Consider the following 26,957-nt stretch of genomic DNA (forward strand, 5'->3'; position numbering starts at 1 on the left):
TCTTATTCAATTACAAAACGAATTGTCACCAACGCTTCCTCCCCTTAGAAAGGGGAGGTTAGGAGGGGATGATGTGCAAGCAGCAGAACAGCAAACGAACAAATGAACCCATAAACGTGCAGAAAGAAAAAGGCATGAAAAAGGGGCAAAGAAACATCCTCTCAAGGTGCAAAAGACCACAATCGGGAACTTTCGACAAGTGTCGCACGATTGTGTGACAGGTGTCGAATAATCGTGCGACACTTGTCGAAAGTTCCCGAAGCATAGCTTCAGCACCCTTCATAAGGATTTCCGGCAACCGCAGCAACGATGTTTGCTACTGTAAAGGCACAAAAAGAGGCATCTCCACCGATTGGGGAGATGCCTCTGTATGTGATTGGGCGAAAGCCGTTACTGCATGTCGTAGACCACCTGCATGAGCTTCTTGCCCAGTGCGTCGGCCTCTTCCATGGTGGCAGCCTCGCTGTACACGCGGATAATAGGCTCCGTGTTGCTCTTGCGCAGGTGCACCCACTTATCGGCAAAGTCCAGCTTCACGCCGTCAATATCAGTTACCGTAACGCCCGGCTCGGCACCGAACATGTCCTTGACCTTCAGCAAGATGGCGTCTACATCGGTAGAGGCAGTGAGGTCTATGCGGTTCTTGGCTATGAAATAGGTGGGGAACGAGCGGCGCAGTTCGCTCACCTTGCAGCCCTTCTGGGCCAGTGAGCTCAGGAAGAGGGCAATACCTACGAGGGCATCGCGGCCGTAATGGCTCTCGGGATAGATGACTCCGCCGTTGCCCTCGCCGCCTATGACGGCGCCAACTTCCTTCATCTTCGTCGTTACATTTACCTCGCCAACGGCTGCGGCGTAGTAACTGCCGCCGTGTTTCAGCGTTACGTCGCGCAGTGCACGTGTGGAGCTGAGGTTGCTCACGGTGTTTCCGGCGTCGTGCGAGAGCACGTAGTCGGCCACGCTCACCAGCGTGTACTCCTCTCCGAACATGCGGCCATCTTCCTGAATGAATGCAAGGCGGTCTACATCCGGGTCAACCACGATGCCAAGGTCGTATCCGCCCTTGGCTAACTCGCCCATGATGCCGCCCAGATTCTTCTCCAGCGGCTCGGGATTATGTGCGAAGTCGCCGTCTGCCTTGCCGTTCAGGAAGGTGTAGGACACGCCCAGCTCGTCGAGCAGTTGGGGCAAGATGATGCCGCCAACGGAGTTGATGGAGTCGACAACTACATTGAAGTGCGCCTTGCGAATGGCCTCTGCGTCGACCAGACGGAGGTTGAGCACGACCTCGATGTGGCGGCGGTTGAAGCTGTCATCTTCTGTGTAGTGGCCCAGACGGTCAACGTCGGCGTATTCGAAGTCTTCCTTTTCGGCTATCGCCAGCACCTCGTTGCCGTTGTCCTTGGTCAGAAATTCACCCTCGCTGTTGAGCAGTTTGAGGGCGTTCCAGTGCCTGGGGTTGTGGCTGGCGGTAATAATGATGCCGCCGTCGGCTTGGCTCATGCGCACGGCAAGCTCCGTGGTGGGGGTTGTGGCAAGGCCTATGTCGAGCACGTTGTAGCCCATTCCCATCAATGTTCCGCACACCACGTTCCTTACCATGTCGCCTGAAATGCGCGCATCGCGGCCTACCACGATGGTGTTGGTGGCCTGCCGGCCGCCTGCTGCCGTGCTGCGCCGGATGAAGGTGGCATAGGCTGAAGTGAATTTAACGATGTCGAGCGGGTTTAGTGTGTCTCCCGCGCGTCCGCCAATGGTACCGCGGATGCCTGAAATGGATTTGATTAAAGTCATATTTCTTCTATTAAAAACCGGAAAAACGAAACAAGGAAGGGCCCCACTCCATGTTTCCGGTTGTTGGTTGATTGCTGTTTGCCGTTCCGGCAGTGCCGCTCCGAGCCCGCCCGGGGTACGGAATGCTACCGTCCGCGCATGTAGGTTATGTCGTAAAGACAGGGGTACACGTACTGCGATGCCGACCGCTGGCCTTGCGCGGCAGGTACAATGAGGCGCACCTTGGCAATGCTTTCGTTGGCTGATGCAGGCCGCCCTACGTTAATATAGGTAAAGGGAACCAGCCAGCCGCCGGGCACCGAGGTGCTTCCATAGGCGTTGGCCATCACGCTCTCGCCCTGTATGAAGGAGCCGGTGAACGTGCCCGAGGTATTGGAAACCGACATCTTGTCGGTTATCATGGAGTATGCCAGCACGTTGTTCGACAGGATGAGCGAGTCGGTAAGCAGGTTACGCTCGTTGAAACGGCAGAGAACTGTGGCCGTTTCGCCGTCCTTCAGTTTCTCTCCACAGCCCTGTTCAATAATCTGCATGTACACGCCGTTGCTGGCAAAGAGCACGAACTCGTTCTTCCTGACATCCGTCTTGTAGCCGTTGGCGGCAAAAGCAGCTTCCGAAATCACCGTTACCGATGAGTCGGCTATGTAGCGTGCAATGGCAGCGTTCTCTCTTTTACGCTGGTCGGCATAGGTCTCCGTGTCGTTGCAAGCCATAAAGGCAAAGGCTCCGACGAGCAGTAACAAAAGACTGGTAAGTTTCTTCATTTACAGTGAATATAATATGTTACAGTGTACAAAGATACGAAAAGATTGGCTATTAGGCTTGGGCAGGGCGTTTATTTTGCTTTTTTTACCATACCGGAGTCAGCGTTTCAGCTTCTCGGCGTAGGCTATGAGGGCCTGCCGTACAATTTTTTCAGCCTCATCCATCGAGCATTGCAGCCTGCCGCCGCTGGCGTTCAGGTGGCCTCCACCATTGAAGAAGCGCTCCGCCATCTCGTTGCACGGGAAGTCGTCTACCGACCTCAGGCTCAGCCAGATGAGGTTGTCGTGGCGGTCGTCCTCACGGAGCGAGATGGAAAGTTTGAGCCCCTTGATGCGCAAGGGCTCGTTGACAAGCCCCTCGACGTCGCCCTTCATGAAGTGAAAATCCTTCATGTCCTGGCGCGTAATGGTAAAATAAGCGGCGTGGAACTCGTCGAACACGTTCAGTTTCCGGTACATCAGATAGCCGCGCAGGCGTATGGCCCACGAGCTGTAGTTATTGAACACCTGCCTGTAAATCTTGTCTTTGTTGATTTGCTTGGTAAGAAGCTGGCTGATGATGAAGTAGATGGCGGGGTCGTTTGAGTTGTAGGTAAAGCCTCCGGTGTCTGTCATCATGCCGCAGTATATCTGTGCGGCGTTCTTCTTTGACATGAGTTCGAAGCCGCCCAGCTGCCAGATGATGCGGAAGATGAGCTCCGAGGTGCTGCTCATCTCCGGATGGGAAGCCAGCAGCTCGATGCCTGCGGGCTCGGGGTTGAGGTGATGGTCAATCATTACTTTGTGCCCCGGAGAGGCCGTAAGCACCTCTTCCATCTCGTCGACACGGTTCATGGCGTTGAAATCAAGGCAGAAGACAAGGTCTGCGTGCTGCATGACAGCGTCCACGATGTCGGCATGTTTGTCGTATCTCACTATCGTTTCGGTGTTTGGCAGCCACTGAAGAAAGTCGGGAAAGGCATCGGGTATCACCACCATCGGGTCCTTGCCGCGCTGGTTCTTGAGGTATTCGGCCCAGGCGAGGCTGGACCCCAAGGCGTCGCCATCGGGCGACTTGTGGCAGCAAATCACGATGTTGTCGGCCTCGTCTATCAGCTTATTGAGCAACGAAAGCTCGGTTTCGGAGAGTATTTCTATTCGCATAATGGATGCAAAGATAGTAAAAGATTGCCGATTCGGGGTGCATGAAGGTGTTATTTTAGCATAAAAAAAGAGGGCAAAACCCGCAGGTTGCGCCCTCTGTTGCTGTCAGTAAGCCTGCCATAGCTAAAAGAGTTTGGCGGGATAGACGCCCTCGTCCACCAGCTTCTGTATCTTCTCAACCACGCTCTCACGGTCGGCAGCGTAGGTAACGCCGAACCATTTGCTGGTTGTATCAAGTACCTTGACCGTTGCGGTGCCCTCGTTGATGAGCTTGTTGACCATCAGGGGGATGAAGAACTCTGCCTTCAGGTTGGCCAGGTTGGCCGGATTGGAGAGGAACTCCTTAAAGTACGCCTCGCTGTACGCGAAGTAATCGGGCGTAAAACCCCACACATTCATGGACACGGGCGTGTTGTCGGGCACGGTAACCCACTGCCCCTGCTCGTCTTTGTACTGCACGCCGGCCTCGTGGCGCTCTATCTCGGTGCGCTCAACGACGGTGGTCAGGTTGTCGTTTTCATCCTTTGAGCACACGCCGCGGGCCACTGTACCGTTCTCGCTCAGCGTGTTGCTTACGCGGAAACCTACCATGGCGTAGCGGTTGCGGCTGCCTTCGGGCAGCTCGCTGAGGAACTTTCCGAGTACCATAAAGCTGTCGCGGTTGTAGAAGTCGTCGCAGTTGATGACGCAGAAGGGTTCCTTGATAACGTCCTTAGCCATCAATACGGCGTGGTTGGTGCCCCAAGGCTTTACGCGGCCTGCGGGAACCGAGAAGCCTGCAGGCAGGTCGTCGAGCGATTGGAACACAAGTTCAGCGGGTATGTGGCCTTCGTATTTGGAGAGTATCTTATCGCGGAACTCCTGTTCAAAGTCCTTTCTAATCACGAAAACTATCTTGCCGAAGCCGGCCTGAATAGCGTCATAGATTGAATAGTCCATAATGGTTTCACCGTTGGGGCCTAACCCGTCGAGCTGTTTAAGGCCTCCGTAGCGACTGCCCATGCCGGCAGCAAGAAGTAATAAGGTTGGTTTCATAATCTTGATATTTAATGTAACTGAATGCAAAAGTAAACAATTTAATTGACAATCGGCAAACTACAGGCCCCTCAAATGCAGTTTATTTTGTGCTTCCTCCATTTGAGCAGCCACTCCTGCCCACATTTCGGGAGTGGCAGCAGGAGGCAAATTCAGAACGGATAGCCCACGGCCAGGTGGATGCTCTGCCCGTCGCGGAACGACTTGATGTTGTAGAAGCCGCTCTTGCCGTTGTCGTAGGGCACGTGCAGACCGAAGCCCCAGTCGAGCCGGATGACGAAGAGGCCGAGGTCATAGCGCAGTCCCACGCCCGTTCCTACGGCCATCTGGCGGAAGAAGTTCTTGGCTTCGAACTTGGAACCGGTACGGTTGTCGTCGCCGTGAAGCGACCACACGTTGCCTGCATCGAGAAACAATGCGCCGTAGAGGCTGCCGAACAGGTGGGGCCGGTACTCCAGGTTAGCCAGGAACTTCACGTCGCCGGTCTGCTCGATGTACGAGAGTTTGGAGTCGGGCGGGAAGTATCTGCCCGGCCCGATGCTGCGTACGTTGAAGGCTCTGATGCTGTTGGCGCCGCCCACATAGAACTGTTCGTAGTACGGAGTCTGCTCGGCGTTGCCGTAGCTGTAAACTACGCCGGCGCTTACATGGCCTACCAGCGAGGTGTGTTCGGCGAGTTGCCACTTCTTGGAGAAGTCGGTCTCTACCTTGACAAACTGCGCATAGGGGTTCTTGAACATGGTTTTGTCCTTCTCGTTCCACTTTTCGCCGAAGGCGGCATAGCCCAGCGAGAGGATGTTTGCAGCCTCGCTCACCGTGACCGACCACGAGATGGGATTGCGCAGGGCAGGTGCGCTTATATAATTATAGGTGTAACTCATCTTCGGTACAAACTGGTCGCGCATGGAAACCTGCAGGTAAGGGTTCTTCTGCAGCAGGTCCAGGAAGGCGGAAGTTTGTCCGTGCATGTACTCATACGAGAGGATAAGCGGACTGAAACTGTGATGCGACTGTGCCGAAGTCCAGAAATCGTAGGTCAGTTCGCCCGATACAACATGGCGTTTGAAGTACCCCGCGCGGTTCAGAATATTCATCGCTGCCTTCAGCGTGGTAGTGGGGGTTTGCAAATAGCTATGCTTCAAGCGCCTTGAACGATACCTTCGGGCGCCTTGCTCACGGCGTTCAAGGGTCTTGAAGATGGTGTTCGGCGTGAGCAGTCGCGGCAACACGAGCGATACGTCGCCACCGTACTCGTAGGAATTGAACTTCGACGAGCTTCCCTCGGCATTGTGTCCGGTCTGCCACTCGTAGGAGCCGTGCAGGTTGATGTCCAGCTTCTCGCCCCCGTGGAAGGCGTTGTTCTTCGTTAAACCCAGCACCAGCTCGGGGCCGATGCGGCCCGACGTCTTGCCCTTGGCATTGGCTTCGATGTAGAACTGGTAAGGTTTGTCGAACACCAAGTCCATCGTCAGGTTCAGCGTATCGCACGTTTCGGACGAGTCGCGGGGCGTAAATTGCAGCGAACTGTAGCTGAACAGGCCCATGCTGTGCAGGTTCAAGGCGGCCTGCTCCTCGTTCTCGAGGTTGTAGAGCTGGCGCGGACGGAACCGCAGTCCGCCCCTGACGGCGCCCATACGGATGGGTGGGCGGCGCCCGTTGTAGCGCACCGTGAAGTGGCCCCGGCGCATGCTGTCGCGCAGCACCTCCATGAACTGCTTGCGGAAGTTCACGTTGATGTTGCCGATGTACCACTGCCTGGTTTCGCGAGTCTCCAAGCTGTCGGCCATCTGCAGCCTCACGCGCGCCTTGCCGGGCACGTTCACCGTATCGGCCAGATACGAGGCATTACTCGCCTTGTAGTAATAATAGCCGTTGTTGCGGAAGAGCCGGCTCACGCGTTGGCGCTCGCTTTCGAGCGCGGGCACGCTGAAGGGGTCGCCCTTTCTGATGAGCGCCTCGGCGGCATGGGCCGTTATGAGGCTGTCGGCAAACGGTGGAAAGTTGACGTAGCGCACGGAGTCGAGCGTCCACAGATGGCCCATATCGACCGTGTAGGCCACTTTGGCCTTCTTGGGGTTGTGCTGTGTAATGACTTCATAGCCCACCTTGCCGTCAAAGTAGCCGTACTTGCGCAGCTGCGAGGCCGCCACCTGTGCGCGCAGAGCGGGGTTCACGGCGCTCATCAGCTTGGGTTGGGTGCCGAAAGCGCGGACCATCCACTTGCCGAAGCCGCTCTCCGAGCGCGAAAAAGCATTCCATATCCAGAGCTTGAACTGGAAAGGCGTGCGGTAATAGCTGCTGCCCAGGAGCGCTCCGTTGGGTGCCGAAGCCAGCGCGTACTCCATTTCTTCCTGCGTGGTGGTGGCATGCTTGCTCTTCTCGAAGTTCGTGTACTTGATGTGCTTGAGCCCGGTAAAGAGCTGTTCGCCCTCGGGAATGGCGCTGGTAGTGGAGCACGAGGCGGCTACTGCTGCCAGCAACAGTGCCCAGAGGGCCGGTAGAAGGTTATTTCTTTTCATTTCTTACAGAGTCTCTTGGTTGTTGCGGCAGCTGTACTTTGTCGCTCTTGAAGTTGAAGATGTCCCAGAAGTGCTGCAGTTTGCGGCGCCACATGAAGCCTGCTCCGTACTCGCCGATGGGCCCTTCGAGCCAGTCGTACTTATTGTTGTTGTAGAACAGGCGCAAATACTTGCTGGAGTTCTGGTCCAGCCGGTACTCAAGCTCCACGTTGTCAAAGAAGGTCTGGTCGCGTCCCTGCTCCAGGTCAGAGCCCGAGGAGACCTTTCCTCCCACCACGATATTGAGCCTGTTGTTCCACAATCGCTTGGCAAAACGGAAGTTGTAGTCGGTGTGCATGGCGCCGCTTGCACCCACCGTGTTGTCTACACTCATACCTAAATCGAGCCCCATGGAGCGCAGCGCCGAGCCTGCCACGTTGTTTATCTCGGTTTGCAGGAACGAGCTGAGCGCGCTGTTCATGGAGAACGCGCGCGTATTTCCATCCGAGAGGTACATGCCGGAGGCCAACATAGTGATGGCGACCTTGCTGCGTCCCTCGGCCGTCATGGTGTTCAGCTCGTCCTGAATGCTCATGTCATTGGGCGCCTCGATGATGAATTCGATGCCCGGACTGTTCAATGTCTTCGACAACTTCACGCCGGTTTCGAACTCAACCTGCCGCCCCTGCCCCGTTCCTTCGTTGACCGAAGCCTTCATCCGCTCCGTGGCAGCGATGTGCAACAGCGGGTTGTAGGGCTCTCCCTGGAACTCTATGTAGCTGCCGTCCTGTATGGTGAAGGTCTTGAGCGGAATAACCGGCAGCGAATATTTCATCTCTCCGTTGTTCAGAGTGTAGCGGCCGGTGAGCCTGATGTCGTCCGTCGGATTGTAGCTAAGCCGCAAGTCGCCGCCGCCCATGAGGTCTATGTAGTTGCTGTGGTCGGCATTGAGCATGCACATGATGTGTGCCGACTCGTCTACGTTGATGCTCAGGTTCATGTTGAAACCCGTGAGCTGCGGCCGCTGAACTACCTGCACGGTCGTTGTGTCATTGAAGTCGGTGAACTTAACCAGCTCGTCAAGCTGCGTGTCGGTGGCCAGTTCCGAGTCTCGCAGCACGTAAGTCATGTCCGTAGAGCCCAGAACTTCGAGCCTGCCCAATAGCGACAGGTTCTCAACCGGCCCGCGCATGGCTCCGTAGAAGTTCACGAACGCCTTGCCGTAGGCCTCCGAACGGGGGTTCTCCTTGGCGTCTATGATCTCAAAGTTCTGTGCCCGCATGCGCACGTCGAGCATCATCCGGTTGGTATTCGAGAAGTCGAAAGAGCCCGAAACATTAAGCGGACTGTCGTTGTTGGCATACAACTCGAAGTTCTCGAACAGCAGTTTGCTGTCCTGTATGCGCACGGGGTCGTTGGCAAAGCGCATCTCCACGCCGTACGGAGCACTCATCAGGTAGGCCGAATCGAGGTAGATTTCGCCGTCAACATCGGGTTTCGACAGGGCTCCTCGTATCTTCAGCTCGCCGTCTCCATAGCCTCGGAAGCCGAAGAGCTGCTCGGGAATGAAGCCGTTCATCATCGACAGCGGCAGCCGTTCAAGCTTCAGCGTGGCATCCATGAAGCCTGCACCAGCCGAATTGTACGTGCCCCGGAGGGTTCCCACGGCGTTGTCGTCGCGATAGAGTATGCCGTCTACATAGTGGGAGCCGTCCTGCCGCGGCATGTACACTATCTCGGCACCCACGTTACCCATCGGATTTTGTTCGTAGAACATGTTGTCTATGCGCACGTCCGACGACACCGAGAGCTCGTCGGCCGTCTGTATAAGGTGCAGGTCGCCGTTCATCATGCCCGCAACATCGGGCGTATAGGGAATCACGGAGAGCACTTTCTCCAGGTCGAACTGATGGAGCGAGACGGTTACGTTCTGCAGATGGTCGCGGTCCTCGTCGTTGGTGTAGACCTGAACGCCCATGCCGTCGGCTGCCACCAGCTTCAGATTGGCCGACACGCGGCGGTCGTCGCCCAGGAAAACGTAGTTGTCCGCATTGGCCGCAAACTGCTTGTAACCCAGTATCGGGTCATCGCCAAAGAGGTGGAAGCGTATGCCGTGCGGCTCCATATCGCCCGCCACGCCGAGGCTGATGCCCAGTTTGTCGTTTTCATCGAATATCTGCGCCGTCAGATTAGTGCCGTTCTCATCGATGTTACCGTTAAAAAGAGCGTTGAAAACGTACTGCGGATTCTTCTTGTTATTGCGCACCTGGGCGGTGTAAGTCATCTCGGTGGCATCCGAGATAACGGCAAACTTCACCGTATCTATCTGTATGCTGTCTGCCGTCAGCGCCTCAATCCGCACGTTGCCGTTGAGCCCCGCCACGGGCGACGACGTCATGTCCATGAACGCCTGGCCAAAAGTGTAGCCGTAGCGTTGCAGGATACGGCCTACAATGTTGTTCCTTCCGCTGGTCAGATAGACGCGTCCGAGCGGCAAACGGCTGCGCAGTCGCACCTGGTCTATATGCCTGTTCTTGAGCTGCCGCTGCAGTTCGGTCACGAAACCGCTGCCCTGCGCCAGCACCCGGCGGTAGCCCCCGCGGGCGTTGAGGTTGAGGTGGAAGTCGCCGCAGTCTACCACCGCGTGGGTTGTATCACGGTTGGCAAGCACGTCGAGCACCACATCTTCGGGCCGATAGGACTGCCGCCCGTCGGCCACTGATATGTCGCTCACCCGCCCCTGCACCTTGTAGTAGTCGCGGAAGTCGGTATTCACGTCAACGTGACCGCTGAGGGCAGCCGACAGTTCACTGTCGGCAATGCCGAGACGGAACAGGTCGGCCTTGCTCAAGTCGAAGGAGAACGTGCCGCGCAGGCTACGCTTGGAGGTCTGCGCGTTTAAGGAGAGCTGCCCCATGAGTAGCCGGTTGCGGCTGTCAACATCGGCTTTTATCCGCCCGTTGGCTATGGTTGCCACGCCACTCATGTGGTCCAGGCTGTAGTCTCCGTACCTGAAGCGGCCGATGTTGACCTTGGCAGAGAGGCGGGTGCGGGGCGAGAGGAAGTCGGTACCCACGCCCCGGGCGTCTACCGAGCCAGTAAAGGCGTGCAAACCCTGCCCCGGCACGAAGTGTTGCAGGGGCAGGTTGTTGGCCCGGAGCTTAGCCTGATAGGCCATGCGGTCAACATCTACCGAGGCCGTTCCGCCCACGCTGCCCCCGCCCTCGCGGGCAGTAAAGCGGGCGGCATACACGTTTCCGGTCTTCTTCAGGTTGCCTTTCAGCCATATACCGGATGGAATGCGGATGCTGCGGGCGGTCTCCCTGTCGAGCAGAGCCGTGAGGAAGCCGAGGTTATAGGTGCGGGCGTCGATGTCGACATCGGCAGCCAGCCGCTTCATGTCGGTAAGATGACTGATGAAACCGTCGGCCTTTACGTTGAAAGCCGAGGGCAACCGCAGCACCAACCCGGCAAAGTGGGCTTTCTGCATGTTGCCCCGCATCACGCCGTCTACGCGCAGCGGATAGTTTGGCCAGTGCCTGCGGAACTGTGCGGGCACATCGGCAACGAAGTGCATGAGGTCCTGCTTGCCGATGCTGCCGTGCACTGTGGCCTTCAGCTTGCCCGGGTTGCAGTCGTCAAAGGTATTGAGGTCCATCTCAAAGTCGGCACTGAGGGTCGACTCCGGAGTGCGAACAGCCAGCGCGGGCATCCACAACCGCGTGGAGTCCATGGAGAAGGGACCGCTCAGGTTGCTCACGGCAAGGCCGCTCTTTTCGCGGAACCGGCTCTCGCGCAGGCGTATGTCGAGCCGCGAGTCACAATAATAAAAGGAGTCGGCCTTCAGTGTCAGCTCCTCCAAAGCTAAATGGTTGAAGTCCAAACCCTCTGCTCGTGGCTCGAAGTTGTTGTCATAGTGCAGCGTGCCCCCCTGCCACAGCAGGCTTGCTGCCTTGTAGAGGCCCTTGTGCAGGTCAAGGTAGCCGCCGGTTGCGGTGGCATGCTGCATCATGGCAGAAACCGAGAGCGTGTCGCCGGGCAGATGGACGGCCAGCGCGGTACGGGTAAAGCGGACGCTGTCGAGCCGTATTTTCCAGAAGTTCTTGCTCGGAGCAGTGTCCGGCGGCACGGTGTCGCTCAGCTCTATCTGTATGCTGCCGTCGGCTATCTGCGCCTCGTTCAGCCTCACGGTCTCACGGTTCAGGTCTATACCGTGGGCCTTCAGGGCCAGCTGCCCCACCCTTCCGCGGATGCGCACCTCGTGTATCAGGTTGGCCGTGTTCACCTTCAGGTCGTTGAACCGCAGCTCGTCTATCTCCACCTGTTTGCGCAGCAGGGGCAGCAGACGGATGTCGGCAACCACGTGACCCACGTCGGCAACAGTGTCTCTGACCTGTGGCAGCGAGTCGTTGGGCTGCAGCACCTTGACGCCATCAATGCCTAAATTAAGTGGGAAATCAAGGTTTACGTGCTCAACGCTTATCTCCATGCCCGTTTGGCGTGAAGCATAAGCGGCCACCTGCTTTACTGCCCAGTTCTGAAAAGGGGGGAAGTAAAACAACAGAACAAGCAACGCAAACAGCAGGATGGGCACAAGAATCGCAATTCCGGCCCACTTTGCAACTTTCTTCATAAGCCCTTGGTGGCGCCGTTGCTGGCAGAACGGCATATAATGGTTGCAAAGTAAGCATTTTTTTTGGAAACAAGGAAATTTTCGTCTGTATTTTAACAAAAGTCGCCTTTCAGTTCCCTGCCTTCCGAAACGCACCAAGCGGCGTGCACAGAAAACAGCCGTTGAAGTGTTGGAGATATCTTTCGCGAACTTTCGACACTTGTCGCACATGAATTCGACACCTGTCACACAATCGTGCGACAGGTGTCAAAAGTTCCCGCAAGCCATTAATTGTCCTGCAAGTCTGTACTCTTTGCGACATAAGGCCGGAGTGATAATGTGGAGAATATGCCGTGGAAGAAGAACAACCTTAATCTTCCGGCTCGCAATTTTAATGGTTTTTATGCTCTCATCAGTGATAAAGAATAATCGGTTAACTGTTCTATTACAGTTCTGGTGCAATGGCCTGCCACAGGCTGTCGGCAGGTAACGGGGCGGTAACGGATATCTCTGCCTTGGAGACAGGATGGATGAATTCGACGTGACGGGCCAACAGAGAGATGCTGCCGTCGGCATTGCTGCGGCGTGCTCCGTACTTCAGGTCGCCCTTAATGGGGCAACCCATACGCGCGAGCTGGCATCTTATCTGGTGATGGCGGCCTGTCAGGAGGTTTACTTCCAGGAGTGTGTAGCGGTCGGTGTGGCCGATGACGCGGTACCTTAGCACCGCTTTCTTGGCGTTCGGCACCTCGTGGTCGTACGCATAGCTCTTGTTCTGCTTCTCGTTACGCACGAGCCAGTCGGTCAACGTGCCCTCCGGCTCCTGCGGGGGCTGCTGCACAATGGCCCAATAGGTTTTGTGCACCTGCCCTTCACGGAACATGGCGTTGAGCCGGGGCAATGCCTTTGAAGTGCGGGCAAACACCACCAGGCCGGCTACAGGGCGATCGAGACGATGCACCACGCCAAGAAACACGTTGCCGGACTTGTGGTATTTCTCCTTGAGATAATCCTTCACGGCGTCGGAGAGCGGCGCATCGCCGGTCTTGTCACCCTGTACAATCTCGCCCGCAGATTTGGAAACAATGATGATGTGGTTGTCTTCGTAAACGACTTCCATAATTAATTATGAATTCATCATTCACAATTTTCAATTAACAATGAGGTGAGCGCACTCTTCATCATTCACAATTCACGATTCACAATGAGAGGTACACCATGCCCGATTCTTATACATGACAATGCTTCTGCACTGCAGCAAGAATGCCACATGGCCCTCAATTGTGAATGATGAATGGTCTCCCTACATGTTCATACCGCCATCTACCTGGATGACCTGACCCGAAACATAGCTCGAAAGGTCGGATGCAAGGTAGAGAGCCGTATTGGCAATGTCCTCAACCTGACCGCCGCGGCGCAATGGAATCTTGCTTATCCACTCCTTGCGGATGTCCTCCGAGAGCTGCTGAGTCATGGCCGTATCGATAAAACCGGGAGCTATGGCGTTGGCGCGGATGCCCTTGGGGCCCATCTCCTGCCCAATGCTCTTGGCCAGGGCGATAAGTCCGGCCTTGGAAGCAGCGTAGTTTGCCTGGCCTGCATTGCCGTGTACGCCTACCACACTGGCCATGTTGATAATGCTGCCGCCACGCTGGCGCATCATTACCGGTACGCAGGCATGGATAAAGTTGAACGCACTCTTGAGGTTGACTGCTATCACGGCGTCCCACTGAGCTTCGGTCATGCGCAGCATGAGGCCGTCTTTCGTGATGCCGGCATTGTTTACAAGAATGTCTATTGAGCCGAATTCTTCCTTCACCTGCTTAACTACTTCCTCCGTCTGGGCAAAGTCGGCGGCGTTGCTTGCATAGCCCTTGGCCTTCACACCCAGCGCAGCAATCTCGCGTTCGGTGGCCAATCCGCCGTGCTCTTCGTCGATAACGAGGTCGGTGAAAGCAATGTTTGCGCCTTCGGAAGCGAACTTCAGGGCGATACCTTTTCCAATTCCACGTGCAGCCCCAGTAATGAGAGCTGTCTTACCTGATAATAATCCCATGTTGTTTATGATTTAATTGTTACGTTGTTATCAATCTGTTACTTTACTGCTGCAGCCTTGCGCTACCTCTGCAGGTTCTTGCCAAGGGCGCCATACACCACCTTTGCCACGAGCGGTTTGCTGGATTCTACGTTCAGTCCATGCCCCAAACGGCCATAAATGAATGGAACTTCGAGCCCCTTGATGCAATAGTGGGTGATGTCGGCTACCAGTTCCACGTTCTCGATGTCGAACTCACCGTCTGCCTTGCCCTCTGCATAGACCTTGCGGAAGAGCTCTATCTCGTCTTCATCAAAGTTCTTGCGCACTTTCTCCACCATCCAGATGTTGCGGAAGAACTCGGCTCGCAGATTTCCATTGCGCACTACGGTCTCCCGTATCATGCTCAGATGGGTGTAAATCAGTTCGATTATCTTGTCCTGAGGCCTTATTTTCATCGCCGCAACCTCATCGAGCTTGTCGGACAAACGTTCCAGTTCGGACTCGATGACGGCCGAGTAGACGTCTTCCTTGCGGCTGAAATAAGTGTAAAGGGTCCTACGGCCCTTGCCCGAAGCAATGGCTATATCGTTCATGGTGGTGTTGGCAATGCCGTTCTTGGCAAACAGCTGGCGCGCTACATCCACTAATTTCTGTCGCGTTTTGGATATTGACATCTTGTTGTCCTCCCTAAATTAATCTATTGCACATGTCACAATGCTTGTGCAAAAATATGACTTTATTTTGGTTTGAGCAAATAATTCTCGGACAAAATGCAAAAAACCGCGATGACAAAGCACTGCGTAAAGGTAACAGAAAACTATTCTTTAGAAACTTTCTTCACACTTCATGAAAATGCGCAAACTTAGTACAGTCTTATGTCAAGAACCTCTGTAAACGCTTCAAAGCTGTATATAGGAGTCAAGGCTTTGGACTATGCGCTTATGACTTTCAAACAGCTCGTCCCGCTTTAGCAGAAAGGAAGTTGAGACTTCGGCTGATTTTAAATGGCAATGAACATCCCTGAAAAGGGTGCCAACAATGAAAAGATTGTATGTACCACATAAACAAACTCAATAATAGAGAAAGATAGCTGTTAAAAAAGAATGAGCCCAGTACACTATCGAGCCCATTCTGCTGGAAGAAACATTTTATTTAACATCTAACTTCATAGAAACTCTATGGTTTAATACAGTCGGTGCATAAATCAGATTTTCATCGGCGTCTTTGTTCTTGTAAAGAACTCATTTACCAATTATTATATGCTTGATTCTTCTAATAGCAGAGAAATACAGATTCTTTATTTTTTCTCTACCAAACACCAATGTGTAGAAGACGATGCCCAGGCTGGATCGCAAAAGATAGCTCCGGGATCTGGTTCTATCAAAATCAGCTCGTTTTCATTGAAGACAGCAATATCGTAAACACCCGTACTTGGTGCTCCTGAATAATACTGATACCCACAAGGAGGGGTAACGCCTTTTAGGGTCAACGTCCCCCACCAACCTTGACCAGTGGCACTACCATCCCGGAAAGAAGGTTTCAATCCGGCTTTATCTGCCGATGTTCCTTTAGAAAATGAGAAACTGCCTTTAACAACAGAGCCATCATGGAGATGAAGAGTAGCGTTGGCTCCACCTTTCAAGTCAAAAGTGATATATTCATCGGCATAAACTGTATGCCCCTGATTTGAACCACCTATATCCGTACACGACCAGTTGGGCACATCGGAACTCCAGCCATAGCCACCAGCACCCCAGCATCCCCAACTGCCACGGGCAGGAGCCGGATCCCAGGTCCAACTTTTGCCCGTATTGTCAGTTCCTGCTAACATGGCCCATGAGGCATCAAGAGGATGGTCAATAACATCTATCTTTACTTTCTTTTCTACTAACACTTGCCCACCGCCACAAGTTGCATAGAACTTCAAAGTCTGTTCGCCAAGGAAAGGTATAAGTACGGTATCGGTCTGCGCGGTTGTTACGCCTACCAAATAATCCCACATACCACTAATTCCTTGATTATTGTTCTTTATAACAACCATATTACTGCCCGGTGTAATGCCATGAACATCAAGATTGGCAGCTATTTCTTCAGCTGGAACGACAGAACCAAGAGAGTCGTTGTCTACCTCTGCATCCATACAAGAGACCAACATCAAAATAAACACCGTGTTAAGAAGTGGCCATATATATTTTATACATTTCATGCTTGCTGATATTTAAGTATTCTACATTACATTTTTAGAAGTTTCCTTCGTTTGAAGCCCAACCTCCGTTTTGCTTTAAAACGCCTTGTGACTTCTGAATTTCCTGGTCGGGTATGGGCAGAAAACCTTTCGTTTCTTTTCTAAAAGGAACCGACACGACTGTTTCTACAGCCTGATTAAGCACTTTTACATTTGACCGATGAGAAGTAATCAGGTCTTCTTTGTGCCATCTTAGCAAGTCATAATAGCGAATACCTTCGAATGCCAACTCCCAGCGTCGTTCGTTCTGAAGAGCTTCATCAGAATACGCACTGATAGGGGCTAATCCAACACGCGCACGAACCTGATTAATTCCATTTACATCCTTTTTCAGTTCACTGGACATCAACAAAACATCCGAAAAACGAATAACAAACCAGTCTTGTAAATTGTTTGACTGATAATCTGGATTCTGAGCCGTCTCAAATGCAGGAATTAAATGCCAGTAAAGCGGCTCAATACCTTTACCCAAATAAGATGTGTATTCTGGGTCGTCACTCTTCGTATCAATGGCCGTGTATTTCTTATTCCACAAATGGGTATCGTACACTTGGTTTTGACCTCCATCCACGTAAGATACCAATCCTTCTTTTGCATCATCTACATTTAATATAGAACCAGAGCGTCTTGGATCTTCAACCGGCCAATTCTCATACAGTTCTTTTACAACTGTGCCACAACCCCATCCTTCGCCATAAGGATAGCAGTTTTCCCACGAACCTCCTTTATCATCTTGATAGCGAAGACTAAAAAACAGGGCATCATTGTTTCGAGCGCTCCAATCATTACCAGAATGTTTAACTGCAAAGAGAACCTCCGGATTACTAAAAGCTGCACCATCAGCCCCGTCACCAATCCATTTCAGTTTATTATCTATGTTATATTTATAGTCTTTTGCGGCAGAATAAGGCCATAAATTACGAAATTCAGGAACAAGTGAGTGTCCGGAATTATTGATGCAATCATCCAAATAAGCAATTACATCCTGCTTACCGATTGAGCCTCCCGCTTCACCTGGCAAAGTGACGGTTTCCTGATTGTAATATCCAGTGTAAAAGAGAAACACACGAGCCATAAGAGCTTCTGCAGCCCATTTGGTAGCATGTCCATCGGTTCCAACACCAGAGCCAGCTGTCCACTTTTCTGCAGGAAGTTTTTCTATAGCATTTTTAAGGTCAGAGACTATCTGCCCATACATTTCTGCAGGTAGAGCCTGAGCATTATTAACAGGGTCGGGGCTGAGAACTAAGGGCACATTACCAAAAGCGCGAGCAAGTTCGAAGTAATAATAGGCTCTCAAGAAATACGTTTCGCCAAGCACTTGATTTCTTACTGCCTCTGAATCCCACTGGATATTGTCATCACAATTTAGCAGGAAGTTTGCTCTATAGATACCTTCCCACCTCAACGACCAGTATCGGGCATACATATTCTCACTTGTTTTTTTAAATGCCGCTATTGCTTGAATGTCATGGTCATCGGTACCTCCACCACCAAATCGGTCATCAGACATCAGTTCTGCAATCAACAATGTCGAACTTTGAGGACTATTGGGATCACCCATAGCAGGACGATACATAGCTGTAAGTATTTGTTCTGCATCTTCAGTCTTCTTTGGAAAAACTCCACTATCTTTCTTAGTCAGGTTTTCTGTATCCAAGAAACTATCCGAGCAACTTGCGAATATACAGAAACAAGCTATGAGACAAAATATCTTTTTCATGAATAATACAAATTAGATTAATACTTAATATTTATACCTAATATAAATGTACGAGACGAAGGATAGTTACCAATATCCACACCTTGAGACCAACTGGAATAAGCGCCATAGCCTACTTCAGGGTCCATTCCCTTGTATCCTGTAAAGGTGAATAGATTCGACATTGAAATATAGAATCTCGCCTGCTGCAAAGGAATACTTGTAAATATCTTCTTGGCATCAAAACCAAGCGTTATGTTGGATATGCGGAAGAAGTCTCCATTATCTACATAGATATCAGAAATATATTTCCAATTCTGATGCGGGGATATTGTTATACGCGGATAACGGTTTGAGGTCCCCTCTCCATGCCAACGGTTTGCAGCAATATCCATGGTGAAATTGTCTTTCGGATTATCTCCAAAGTCACGATATGAATGAGCAATCTGCTGACCGAAAGCGCCGAAACCAGTGATTGATATATCGAAGGCCTTGTAAGAAGCATTTAAATTCAAACCGAGATTGACGTCGGGATGAGGATCACCAATCTGGGTACGGTCTTCGGCAGAAATAACGCCATCACCATTTACATCAGCAAATATAACATCACCAGGCTGAGCTGAAGGCATTATAACATTGCCTGTTTTGTCTTTATAGGCATATACTTCATCTTGATTCTGAAAAACACCTAATGTTTTATAGCCATAAAAGAATCCGATAGGATGATCAACTTCTACACGGGTTATGAAATCAGTCTGTGTAGAAATGGCATCCGAGCTGCCATTGATAACGCCTTCTCCATTCGCTAACTTTGTCACCTCATTCTTATTATAACCAAGGTTAAGTGACGCACCATAAGAAAAGTCATTTCCGTAATGGTCATTCCAGGTAAGCCCCAATTCAACACCGGTATTCCTAATATCGCCTCCATTGATATACGGAGCACCGGTTCCATATGATGCAAGTATTGGTGCTTGAACCAACCAATCCTTGGTTGTTTTTTGATACCAATCGAAGGTAAGTCCCAACCGGCTCTTCAAGAAGCGAGCATCAATACCTAAATCTATTTGTTCTGAAGTTTCCCATGTTATATCTTCATTAGCCAAGATATCTGGATAAGAGCCCGTAGTTTTGTTCGTCTTATCATTACCAAAATAATAATCAGCTCCTCCGACATTTATTGTCGAGAGATATTGGAAATTACTAATAGCACAGTTACCATTCTGTCCCCAGCTGGTACGCAATTTTAGATAATCCATCCAGTTCTTTGCTCCTTGCATAAAACTTTCGTTCATTATATTCCAACCTACAGACACAGAGGGAAAATATCCCCAGCGATGTCCACGCTTAAAGTTGGAAGAGCCATCGGCACGCAAGATAGCTGTGAACATGTAAGTATTCTCATAGTCATAATTTACACGGCCGAAATAGGATAGCAAACGTCCTTGAGTAGACGGTGTGCCCCACATACTCCACGTAGAAACGGCTTCCTGCTGAATAGTATTAGAAATATAAGCATGTTTCCAGTCTCCAAATGTCGACTTCTGTCTACTGGCACCTACACTCTCACCATAGCCCCATTTTTCTACGGACATGCCGATTAATGTATCGAAATGATGTTTACCTTTCACATTAAACTTATAGTTCGCAGTGTTTTCCCATGTCCATGAATAGTCATTTCCAGAACTCTGACTGGTGTTATCCGCCGTTCGCTGAAAGGTTCCGCCCAAATCGTACGGTTCTGCAAAACTTCTGCTGGTCCAACCTGCATAGCCATATCCAAACGAAGTGCGGATATTCAAATCCTTAATAGGACTTAATATAAAATAGAAATTACCACGTACGGAATAGTTTTTCCCACTATTATTCTTTCCATCATAATACAAACGAGCAATAGGGTTAGCTCTTAACGCACTCCAGGAACCTATACATTTTGACCAATCTCCAGTATCATCATACACTTTCATGAATGGGAAAGCCTCCATAGCCCAGCGAAGGTTATTGTTATAAGGTCCATCCGTCTGAACACCCAATCCGCTATTTACTGTCATGTTCATCTGCAAATTCTCACCAAACTTCAATAAATCAAGGTCATGCCTTTTTACAAGCACCCACTCTGAGTTAAGTCTTGCAGAATAGCGTTCATATTGAGACTTAAAATAATTTCGGCCTATCACTCCCTCTTGAGATGTGTAGCTTATCCCTATAGAATAGTTTCCTTGATTCATCCCGCCTGAAGCGCCAAAGGAATAGTTTTGCTGCGGAGCGTTTTTGCCGATCACTTCATCAACCCAGTTTGTACCATTCCATTCTCCGTTTTCTATCTGAGCCCAATCAGGCACAATTGATGAAAAATCAAACGGCGCCAATCCGTCGTTGATATTAGCTTCATTCATTATAGTGGCATACTCTTTGGCATTCAGCATTTGAGGCTTTCGGGCTATATTCTGCCATCCTACATAGGCATCGAATGTAATCTGCGCCTTGCCTTGTTTTCCTTTCTTTGTGGTCACAAGAATAACACCATTGGCAGCGCGTGCACCATAGATAGCCGTAGAAGCAGCATCCTTCAAGACGTCAATGCTCTCTATATCATTAGGATTTATATTATTGAGATTATCCAGGCCGCCAACCAAACCGTCTATCACAACTATTGGAGAGGCATCTCCCATGGTGCCCAGGCCTCGAATTGAGACCTTATAACCGGCTCCAGGCTTACCCGAATTTGAGACAATTTGGACTCCGGGACTTTGGCTCGCCAATGCGCCTACAGCCGAAACGGTATTGAGTTTGGCTATATCCTCACCTTTTACTTGGATGGTAGATCCCGTGACCAGTTTTTTCTGCTGAACGCCATAGCCCATAATAACCACTTCGTCCAGAGATTTCTGGTCTTCCTTCAATATTACATCGTACACGCTTCTGCCAGATTTCACCGTCACTTCTGTTGAAACAAAGCCAACATAACTAAACACCAAACGCTGTCCCGCTTCCACATTCATTGTAAAATTACCTTCCAGATCCGTTACAGCACCATTGCTGGCACCACGCTGTTCAATGCTCACCCCAACCAGAGGTTCACCATCAGATGCAGATTTAACGCTTCCTGAGATCTTCATACTCTGAGCATGCAAGAGGGTACAGACAAGCATAAACAAAGATGACAATAAAATTCTGCCATTTGATTTCAAACGACATCCCATAGGGAATAATCCTGATTTTTCATCCATAAATTTAAGTGTTAATGATTTTTTGCCAAGTCTAATGCGGCGAATATATAAAAAGAATGCACAAGAAAGGTTGAAACTTTGACAATTATGGTTCAAATAGTATTATTTTCCACATTATGCTTGAAGCTTTTCAACTGTCTATAACGATTATTCTACATTATTTCTACTCAACAGCATTTTACACTCCGAATATAGGCTACTACTCTTCTACGAGCTGAGCAGCCCCAAGCAGTGCAACATCTTCCTTTGTTTCATGTAAGACATGAAGGCGTCGAACTGTTTCTGGAAAAGGAAATTTATATATTTCCCGCAGCATAGCTGGATAAAACATCGAATAGTTCTGTGCAATACCACCACCAAAAACAACAGCTTCCGGATCATAAGCGTCAATCACAGAGCAAACCAAATGGCCCAAATGACATCCAAACTCTTTCCAAGCATTAATCACAGCCACCTCATCGGTTAGTGTAGTAGCAAGATTGGCAGCATCGCTACCGTAATTTCTTAAAAAGAAAGCACTGCTGCAATAATACTCAAAATTATGTCCACTGTAAGGTAAGCAGCCTATTTCACCTGCCCCGGTGTTATGTCCGGAATAGAGTTTGCCGTTAATGATAAGTCCTGCACCCAATCCCGTTCCAACCGTTATGCCCACTAAGTGCTTATAAGGCTTCCCCTCTCCATATTTATGAACGCCTAAAGTAAAGCAATTCGCATCATTATTTATTGCTACACGAGTTGCAAAACGAGCGGACAATATATCTTTTAGGCATACCTTTTTCATCGAAGGAATGTTCACGACATTATACACAATGCCCTGTACAGAGTCTACAAGCGACGGGACACCCACGCCTATTCCTGTGACCATAGGATTCCACAGCTGGGCTATTAAGTCACATATTGCATCTACAACCACCCCTTCAGGCTGATCTGCCGGGCATCTCGTGGCCAGCATCTTTACTATTTGCCCTTCATCAACAAGGCCTACTCTCAAATTTGTACCTCCTAAATCTACACCTATTTTCATAAACTTTAATCTTTGTGTTGTTGGTTGCGAGTTCCCGCCACCCTCCATTATAGTGCTGTATTATGATTTGTCATCTCGTTATTTAGTCCAACCTGGGTTTTGCGTAAGATTTCCATTCGAACGATCAATCTCCGACTGGTCTATTGGGAAATATCTAAATTTCTCGGTCCAACCCTTTTTACCCAAGATTTCAGTTCCTTTATCAAATCTCAGAATATCAAACCAGCGCTGCATCTCGTCAATAAACTCATAGCCGCGTTCTTTGAAGATTGTGTCAAGCGCCTGTTGTTTGGTCAGTCTGCCTAAGTCTATTCTGTGATTGGCATTTTGGAAAGCCCGGTCGCGTATCTGGTCAAACCATTTCTGCCCATCCGAATCCACTTTACCATTCACACGTACTTGCAATTCCGTTGCCAGCAATAATACATCTGCATAACGATAAAAACGATAAGAAGCTGCATAATTATAAAGAGGATTAATGTCCGAAGCACTTTCCTTACGTGGCTGATACTTATAATGACCTAAGCCTTCGTAATTTTCCTGTTGGTCACTGACATTGAATCGGCTGCCGGCATTCAGTTTACCATCTGCAATAAGCTGATCCACTTTTTTGGCTTCGTCAGCCCAAACTATGACTGTTCCTTCACGACGACTATCTCCCGGCTCAAACATATTGTAAATGGTCGATGGCATGGTGTTCTGACCGTATCCTTCACATAAGCCTCCTTGTTCTGCACTTCTTGGGTCTATCAGGTTACGCCCTCCAACTGACCTGCAAATGCCATTGCCTTCACCGGTATTTTTTCCTGCAAAAGCTACTTCGTAAATTGACTCTTTACCCCACTCGCCTTTCTTCCACCATAAGTCTTGATAATTAGGGAGCAGACTATAACGCCCACTGTTGATAATTTCTTTCATATCATTCAGGGCTGTTTGATATTTTGCTTCATCTCGGTGAAAAAGGATTATCTTCGTTCTTAGCAGCTTAGCCGCATCACGGCAAACTCTGCCTTGTGGCGTGGCACTCCGTTCTGGCAGGTATTGGGTCACTGCATCATCCAAATCCGACAGCATAAAATCATATACTTCTTGCCTTGTTCCTTTATGCACATTATACATGTCATCAGGTAACATAGATTTCGTTATGAGGGGTATTTCTTCATAGCCCATCCAGAGATAGTCATAGAAAAGGGCGCGATAGAATTTGGCCTCAGCATCCAACTCATGAACAAAATTCTCATTCAAATCACTATTCGATAAATGATCTATCAGCTTATTTGCTGCAATCACGCCATTATAAAGCCCGTAATCCCATTCATTCCACCACGAGCCATAGCCCCAGGCGCCAAAACAGCTATTGGCATCATACGAGAAATTATCCCACTTTGTTTTGTATGAACCCTCGCCTATACCTCCACCGGTTTCCGACTCATCAGAAAGCAAAGACGAATAAGACCAAACTTCCATCAGGCGTATCTGCACTTCGTCCATGAGGGCATATAGGCCTTTCATCATCTCTTCTTCGGAAGAATAATACTCGCTCTCCGATATCTGTGAAGCAGGTTCTGTTTCCAAGAAATCAGAGCATGCAGAAAAAGTAAAGCCAGCAGCAACTACTGTAACAAGGCTTATTAAAGTTCTATTTATCGTTTTCATATTCTATACTCTTAAACCGTTAAAACACAATGTTTGCACCCAATGTCAACACCCTGGCCTGCGGATAGGTCCCCGAGTCCAAGCCATTACGCGTTCCCACTTCCGGATCGTAGCCATCGTACCCCGTAAGCGTGAAAAGATTCTCCCCCTGTACGAAGATACGCAACTTCTGGACACCGTAGCGTCTGGTTAATGCCACCGGCAGCGTATAGCCCAGCTGAGCCACTTTAAGCCGCAAATAAGAACCATCTTGTACAAAGAAATCTGAAATCTGGTAATTGTTGTTGTCACCTTCTACAATGCGAGGCACTCGATTAGAAGTCCCTTCACCATGCCACCGGTTAAGCCAGTCTTTTTCAAAGTTACCTAACGCTACATTCGAACGCCGGTAGAGCTTGTAAATATCATTACCTACTGTTCCCTGGAAGAAAGCCGTAGCATCAAATCCGCGCCACGACGCATTGAACGTAAGGCCGTAAGTCCAATCTGGTATCGGATTACCTATCATCGTACGGTCATTGGCATCTATACCGTTTTTACCATCAAGATCCCTGAATTTCAAATCACCAGGCTTGGCTCCAGGCTGACATACAATGCCATCGGCCGTTTTGTAACTGTCTATTTCTGCTTGATTCTGGAACACGCCCATCGTCTGATAGCCATAAAAGAATCCGTAAGGCCGGCCGTTCTCGCTGTAGGTAACCTGACCGCCCATACCTCCAGTTATGCCATCAATACCGGTACGGTCATTTCCTTGGTTTATCACCTTGTTTACCACATGAGAGGCATTGGCTGTCAAGCCAATGTTAAAGTCATTAAGAGCTAATTTATAGGAGGCTTCCAATTCCAGTCCTTTGTTGCGTACTTTACCTCCATTAACCGTCATTCCGCCATAACTGGTATAAAGAGGGATAGGTTTCCAGAGAAGCATATCCTTTGTTGTCTTTACAAAATAATCTGCCGAAAATGTAAGGGCACTTTTAAAGAAACGTAAGTCTATGCCTAAATCTATTTGCTCTGAGGTTTCCCATTTAAGTTCCGAATTGGAGTAGCCCGAAGGCAACATGCCTGTATAGACTTTACCGTCTATTACCGCATTCTTGCCTTGTGCCATCATGGTTGTATATTGGAACGCACCAATGTTCTCATTACCATTCTGTCCCCAGCTGAAACGCAGCTTGGCAAAATCGAACCATGCTACAGACTGCATGAAGGCTTCTTTACTAAGCACCCAACCTAAAGATACAGAAGGGAAGGTTGCATACTGATGCTCACGGCTGAAGTTGGACGAACCATCGCGCCGAATAACAAACTCTGCCAGGTATTTCTCTGCATAATCGTAATTAAGACGGGTGAAGAGCGACGCTATACGATGGTCTCCCGCACTGCCCCACACTCGCGAGTCTTCTTCGGGTGCCGTTGCCGTATCAATGTATCCCTTCGAGAGGGTTGCACTCAGCAGATTAAAATCAGACCCTCCGAGCCATTCGTGGTGATAGGCCGACATACTCGTGCCCACCATGGCGCCCACATTGTGCAATCCAAAAGCATGCTGATAAGAGAGAATGTTCTCCCACTGCCAAAAGCGAGAATCCGACTTATCGTTTTGAACGGATGAGGTTGTGTTCTTGGAAGTAGCATTCAGGTCGTAAACAGGAACAACACTGCGCGTTGTGCTGTTGCTATAATCAAGTCCCAAAGTCGTTTTAAACTTCAATCCAGGCAACAAACTGATATTGACATTAAAGTTATAGCCATGAACAACCGAGGTGTTTAGCTGGTTATGGTTAACCTGCAGATCTGCTAAAGGGTTCACTATTTCACGCATCTCGATGATGTTATATGCTTGTCCATTAGGTGCTATAACATGATTAGGATAAGTAAGGTCGTATTGCGACAACATCTCGCCATCAGTTTGATACACGGGCTCTGTTGGAGGCAGCATATTCAGCGAGGCCATTAGTCCGCCTACTTCGCTGTTACCGATTGTGGTTCCCTTGCGCTTGGCTCGCGAATGGCTCACAATAGCTCCAAACTGAATGTTGTTAAGCCAGTTTCGGGTCTTCACATCGAGCAGCACATTATTATAATTAAGCCTTATGTTGGTACGGCTGTAACCAGTGTAACCCTTCCCAAAGATACCGTCCTGGTCTACATAACCCAGTGAGAGATAAAACGTCTGACGGTCATTGCCACCACTTACGGCCAACTTATGATTTACGATGGGGGCATTGTCATTGCGTACAGCTTTCTGCCAATCCGTATCTACAGTAACAGGCGTAGGAAAATAAGCCGGCTTACCCGAATTGGAAGCCATTTCATTTATCAGCATCTGGTAATCCTTACTTCCCAAAAGGTCAATGTGCTTGTCGGGGTTCTGAATACCATACGTAAACTCATAACTTACGTTTATTTTGCCAGCCTTACCGCTCTTGGTCGTTACCAGCACCACGCCATTGGCACCACGCGCTCCATAAATGGCGGCCGAGGCGGCATCCTTTAGTATTTCGACTGATTCTATATCGGTTGGGTTCAGATAGTCCAAACCGTTCTCCGATGGCATTCCGTCTACTATGTACAGAGGCACTGAATTGTTTACCGTTCCAACTCCGCGGATTCTAATCTTGGAACCAGCACCGGGCTGCCCCGATTCTGAGGTAATCATCACACCCGATACCTTGCCTTTTAAAGCATTCTCAAGATTAGTAGGGTTGCCCTTGTCGAGTTCATCGGCAGTAACACGACTCACTGCCGATGTCAAAACGCTTTTCTTCTGTACGCCGTAGCCAACCACAACCACTTCGTTAAGCGATTGGGAATCTTCTTTTAACAGCACGTCATATACTGCTTTTCCACTTACAACAGACACTTGAGCCTGGACAAAACCAACATAAGAGAAAACCAGCTGGTCGCCCACTGTTGCCGACATGCTGAAATGTCCGTCAATATCAGTAAGCACCCCACTTTTGCTTCCCGCAGCAACAACGCTCACCCCCACTAAGGGTTCACTGTCGGATGCTGACTTCACACTTCCTGTTACATTTACAGTCTGCGCCTGCAACCCTGTAACCACTAAGGATAACAGACATACCAACAGGCATCTCCAGTTAGGAATTTCAAAAGGCCTCAAAGAGAATTTCCGTATTGTTTCCATGTTATTATGTTATTGATAGATGTTTAGGTAATACTTTGTTGCAACAAAAGTAGGAAAAG

The 26,957-nt window shown here is 49.9% G+C and carries 15 protein-coding genes; all 15 read right to left on the reverse strand.

The window, feature by feature from the left end; all coding sequences use genetic code 11:
- Nucleotides 1–390: 390 nt before the first annotated feature.
- Nucleotides 391–1,794: a phosphoglucosamine mutase gene (glmM, locus tag BMW31_RS00410; protein ID WP_091819691.1), complete on the reverse strand. Its 1,404-nt coding sequence runs from the start codon at nt 1,792–1,794 to the stop codon at nt 391–393.
- 125 nt (nt 1,795–1,919) lie between these two features.
- Complete coding sequence (locus BMW31_RS00415; RefSeq protein WP_091819693.1) at nt 1,920–2,558, reverse strand: DUF4827 domain-containing protein; 639 nt, start codon at nt 2,556–2,558, stop codon at nt 1,920–1,922.
- A gap of 99 nt (nt 2,559–2,657) precedes the next feature.
- Nucleotides 2,658–3,701, reverse strand: coding sequence for a DHH family phosphoesterase (locus BMW31_RS00420; protein WP_091819695.1), 1,044 nt, complete (start codon nt 3,699–3,701; stop codon nt 2,658–2,660).
- A 123-nt stretch (nt 3,702–3,824) separates the two neighbouring features.
- Nucleotides 3,825–4,736, reverse strand: a complete 912-nt coding sequence (locus tag BMW31_RS00425; protein WP_091819697.1) for a sugar phosphate nucleotidyltransferase — start codon at nt 4,734–4,736, stop codon at nt 3,825–3,827.
- A gap of 152 nt (nt 4,737–4,888) precedes the next feature.
- Nucleotides 4,889–7,255: a translocation and assembly module lipoprotein TamL gene (locus BMW31_RS00430; protein ID WP_091819700.1), complete on the reverse strand. Its 2,367-nt coding sequence runs from the start codon at nt 7,253–7,255 to the stop codon at nt 4,889–4,891.
- The gene (locus BMW31_RS00435; RefSeq protein ID WP_091820195.1) at nt 7,242–11,867 is read right to left on the reverse strand and encodes a translocation/assembly module TamB domain-containing protein; all 4,626 of its coding nucleotides are present in this window, start codon (nt 11,865–11,867) and stop codon (nt 7,242–7,244) included. Before BMW31_RS00435 ends, BMW31_RS00430 begins: the two co-directional genes overlap by 14 nt.
- Before the next feature lie 424 nt (nt 11,868–12,291).
- Nucleotides 12,292–12,966 carry an RluA family pseudouridine synthase gene (locus tag BMW31_RS00440; RefSeq protein WP_091819703.1) on the reverse strand — a complete coding sequence of 225 codons (675 nt, stop codon included), beginning with the start codon at nt 12,964–12,966 and terminating at the stop codon, nt 12,292–12,294.
- 183 nt (nt 12,967–13,149) lie between these two features.
- Nucleotides 13,150–13,902, reverse strand: coding sequence for a 3-oxoacyl-[acyl-carrier-protein] reductase (gene fabG / locus BMW31_RS00445; protein ID WP_091819706.1), 753 nt, complete (start codon nt 13,900–13,902; stop codon nt 13,150–13,152).
- Between the two features lie 62 nt (nt 13,903–13,964).
- Nucleotides 13,965–14,558, reverse strand: coding sequence for a TetR/AcrR family transcriptional regulator (locus BMW31_RS00450; RefSeq protein ID WP_091819708.1), 594 nt, complete (start codon nt 14,556–14,558; stop codon nt 13,965–13,967).
- A 623-nt stretch (nt 14,559–15,181) separates the two neighbouring features.
- Entirely contained in the window at nt 15,182–16,090 is a 909-nt protein-coding gene (locus BMW31_RS00455) for a hypothetical protein (protein ID WP_091819711.1), read from the reverse strand.
- A gap of 34 nt (nt 16,091–16,124) precedes the next feature.
- On the reverse strand, nt 16,125–17,852 hold the full coding sequence (locus BMW31_RS00460; RefSeq protein ID WP_091819713.1) for a RagB/SusD family nutrient uptake outer membrane protein: 1,728 nt from the start codon (nt 17,850–17,852) through the stop codon (nt 16,125–16,127).
- 17 nt (nt 17,853–17,869) lie between these two features.
- Complete coding sequence (locus BMW31_RS00465) at nt 17,870–21,061, reverse strand: SusC/RagA family TonB-linked outer membrane protein (RefSeq protein WP_255404762.1); 3,192 nt, start codon at nt 21,059–21,061, stop codon at nt 17,870–17,872.
- A gap of 199 nt (nt 21,062–21,260) precedes the next feature.
- Complete coding sequence (locus tag BMW31_RS00470) at nt 21,261–22,088, reverse strand: ROK family protein (protein ID WP_091820197.1); 828 nt, start codon at nt 22,086–22,088, stop codon at nt 21,261–21,263.
- Nucleotides 22,089–22,166: 78 nt separating this feature from the next.
- Nucleotides 22,167–23,744 carry a RagB/SusD family nutrient uptake outer membrane protein gene (locus BMW31_RS00475; RefSeq protein ID WP_255404763.1) on the reverse strand — a complete coding sequence of 526 codons (1,578 nt, stop codon included), beginning with the start codon at nt 23,742–23,744 and terminating at the stop codon, nt 22,167–22,169.
- Nucleotides 23,745–23,763: 19 nt separating this feature from the next.
- Complete coding sequence (locus BMW31_RS00480; RefSeq protein WP_091819716.1) at nt 23,764–26,898, reverse strand: SusC/RagA family TonB-linked outer membrane protein; 3,135 nt, start codon at nt 26,896–26,898, stop codon at nt 23,764–23,766.
- Nucleotides 26,899–26,957: the final 59 nt, after the last annotated feature.

Source organism: Prevotella sp. kh1p2, from assembly GCF_900111525.1.
In the GTDB taxonomy this organism is placed as follows: Bacteria; Bacteroidota; Bacteroidia; order Bacteroidales; family Bacteroidaceae; genus Prevotella.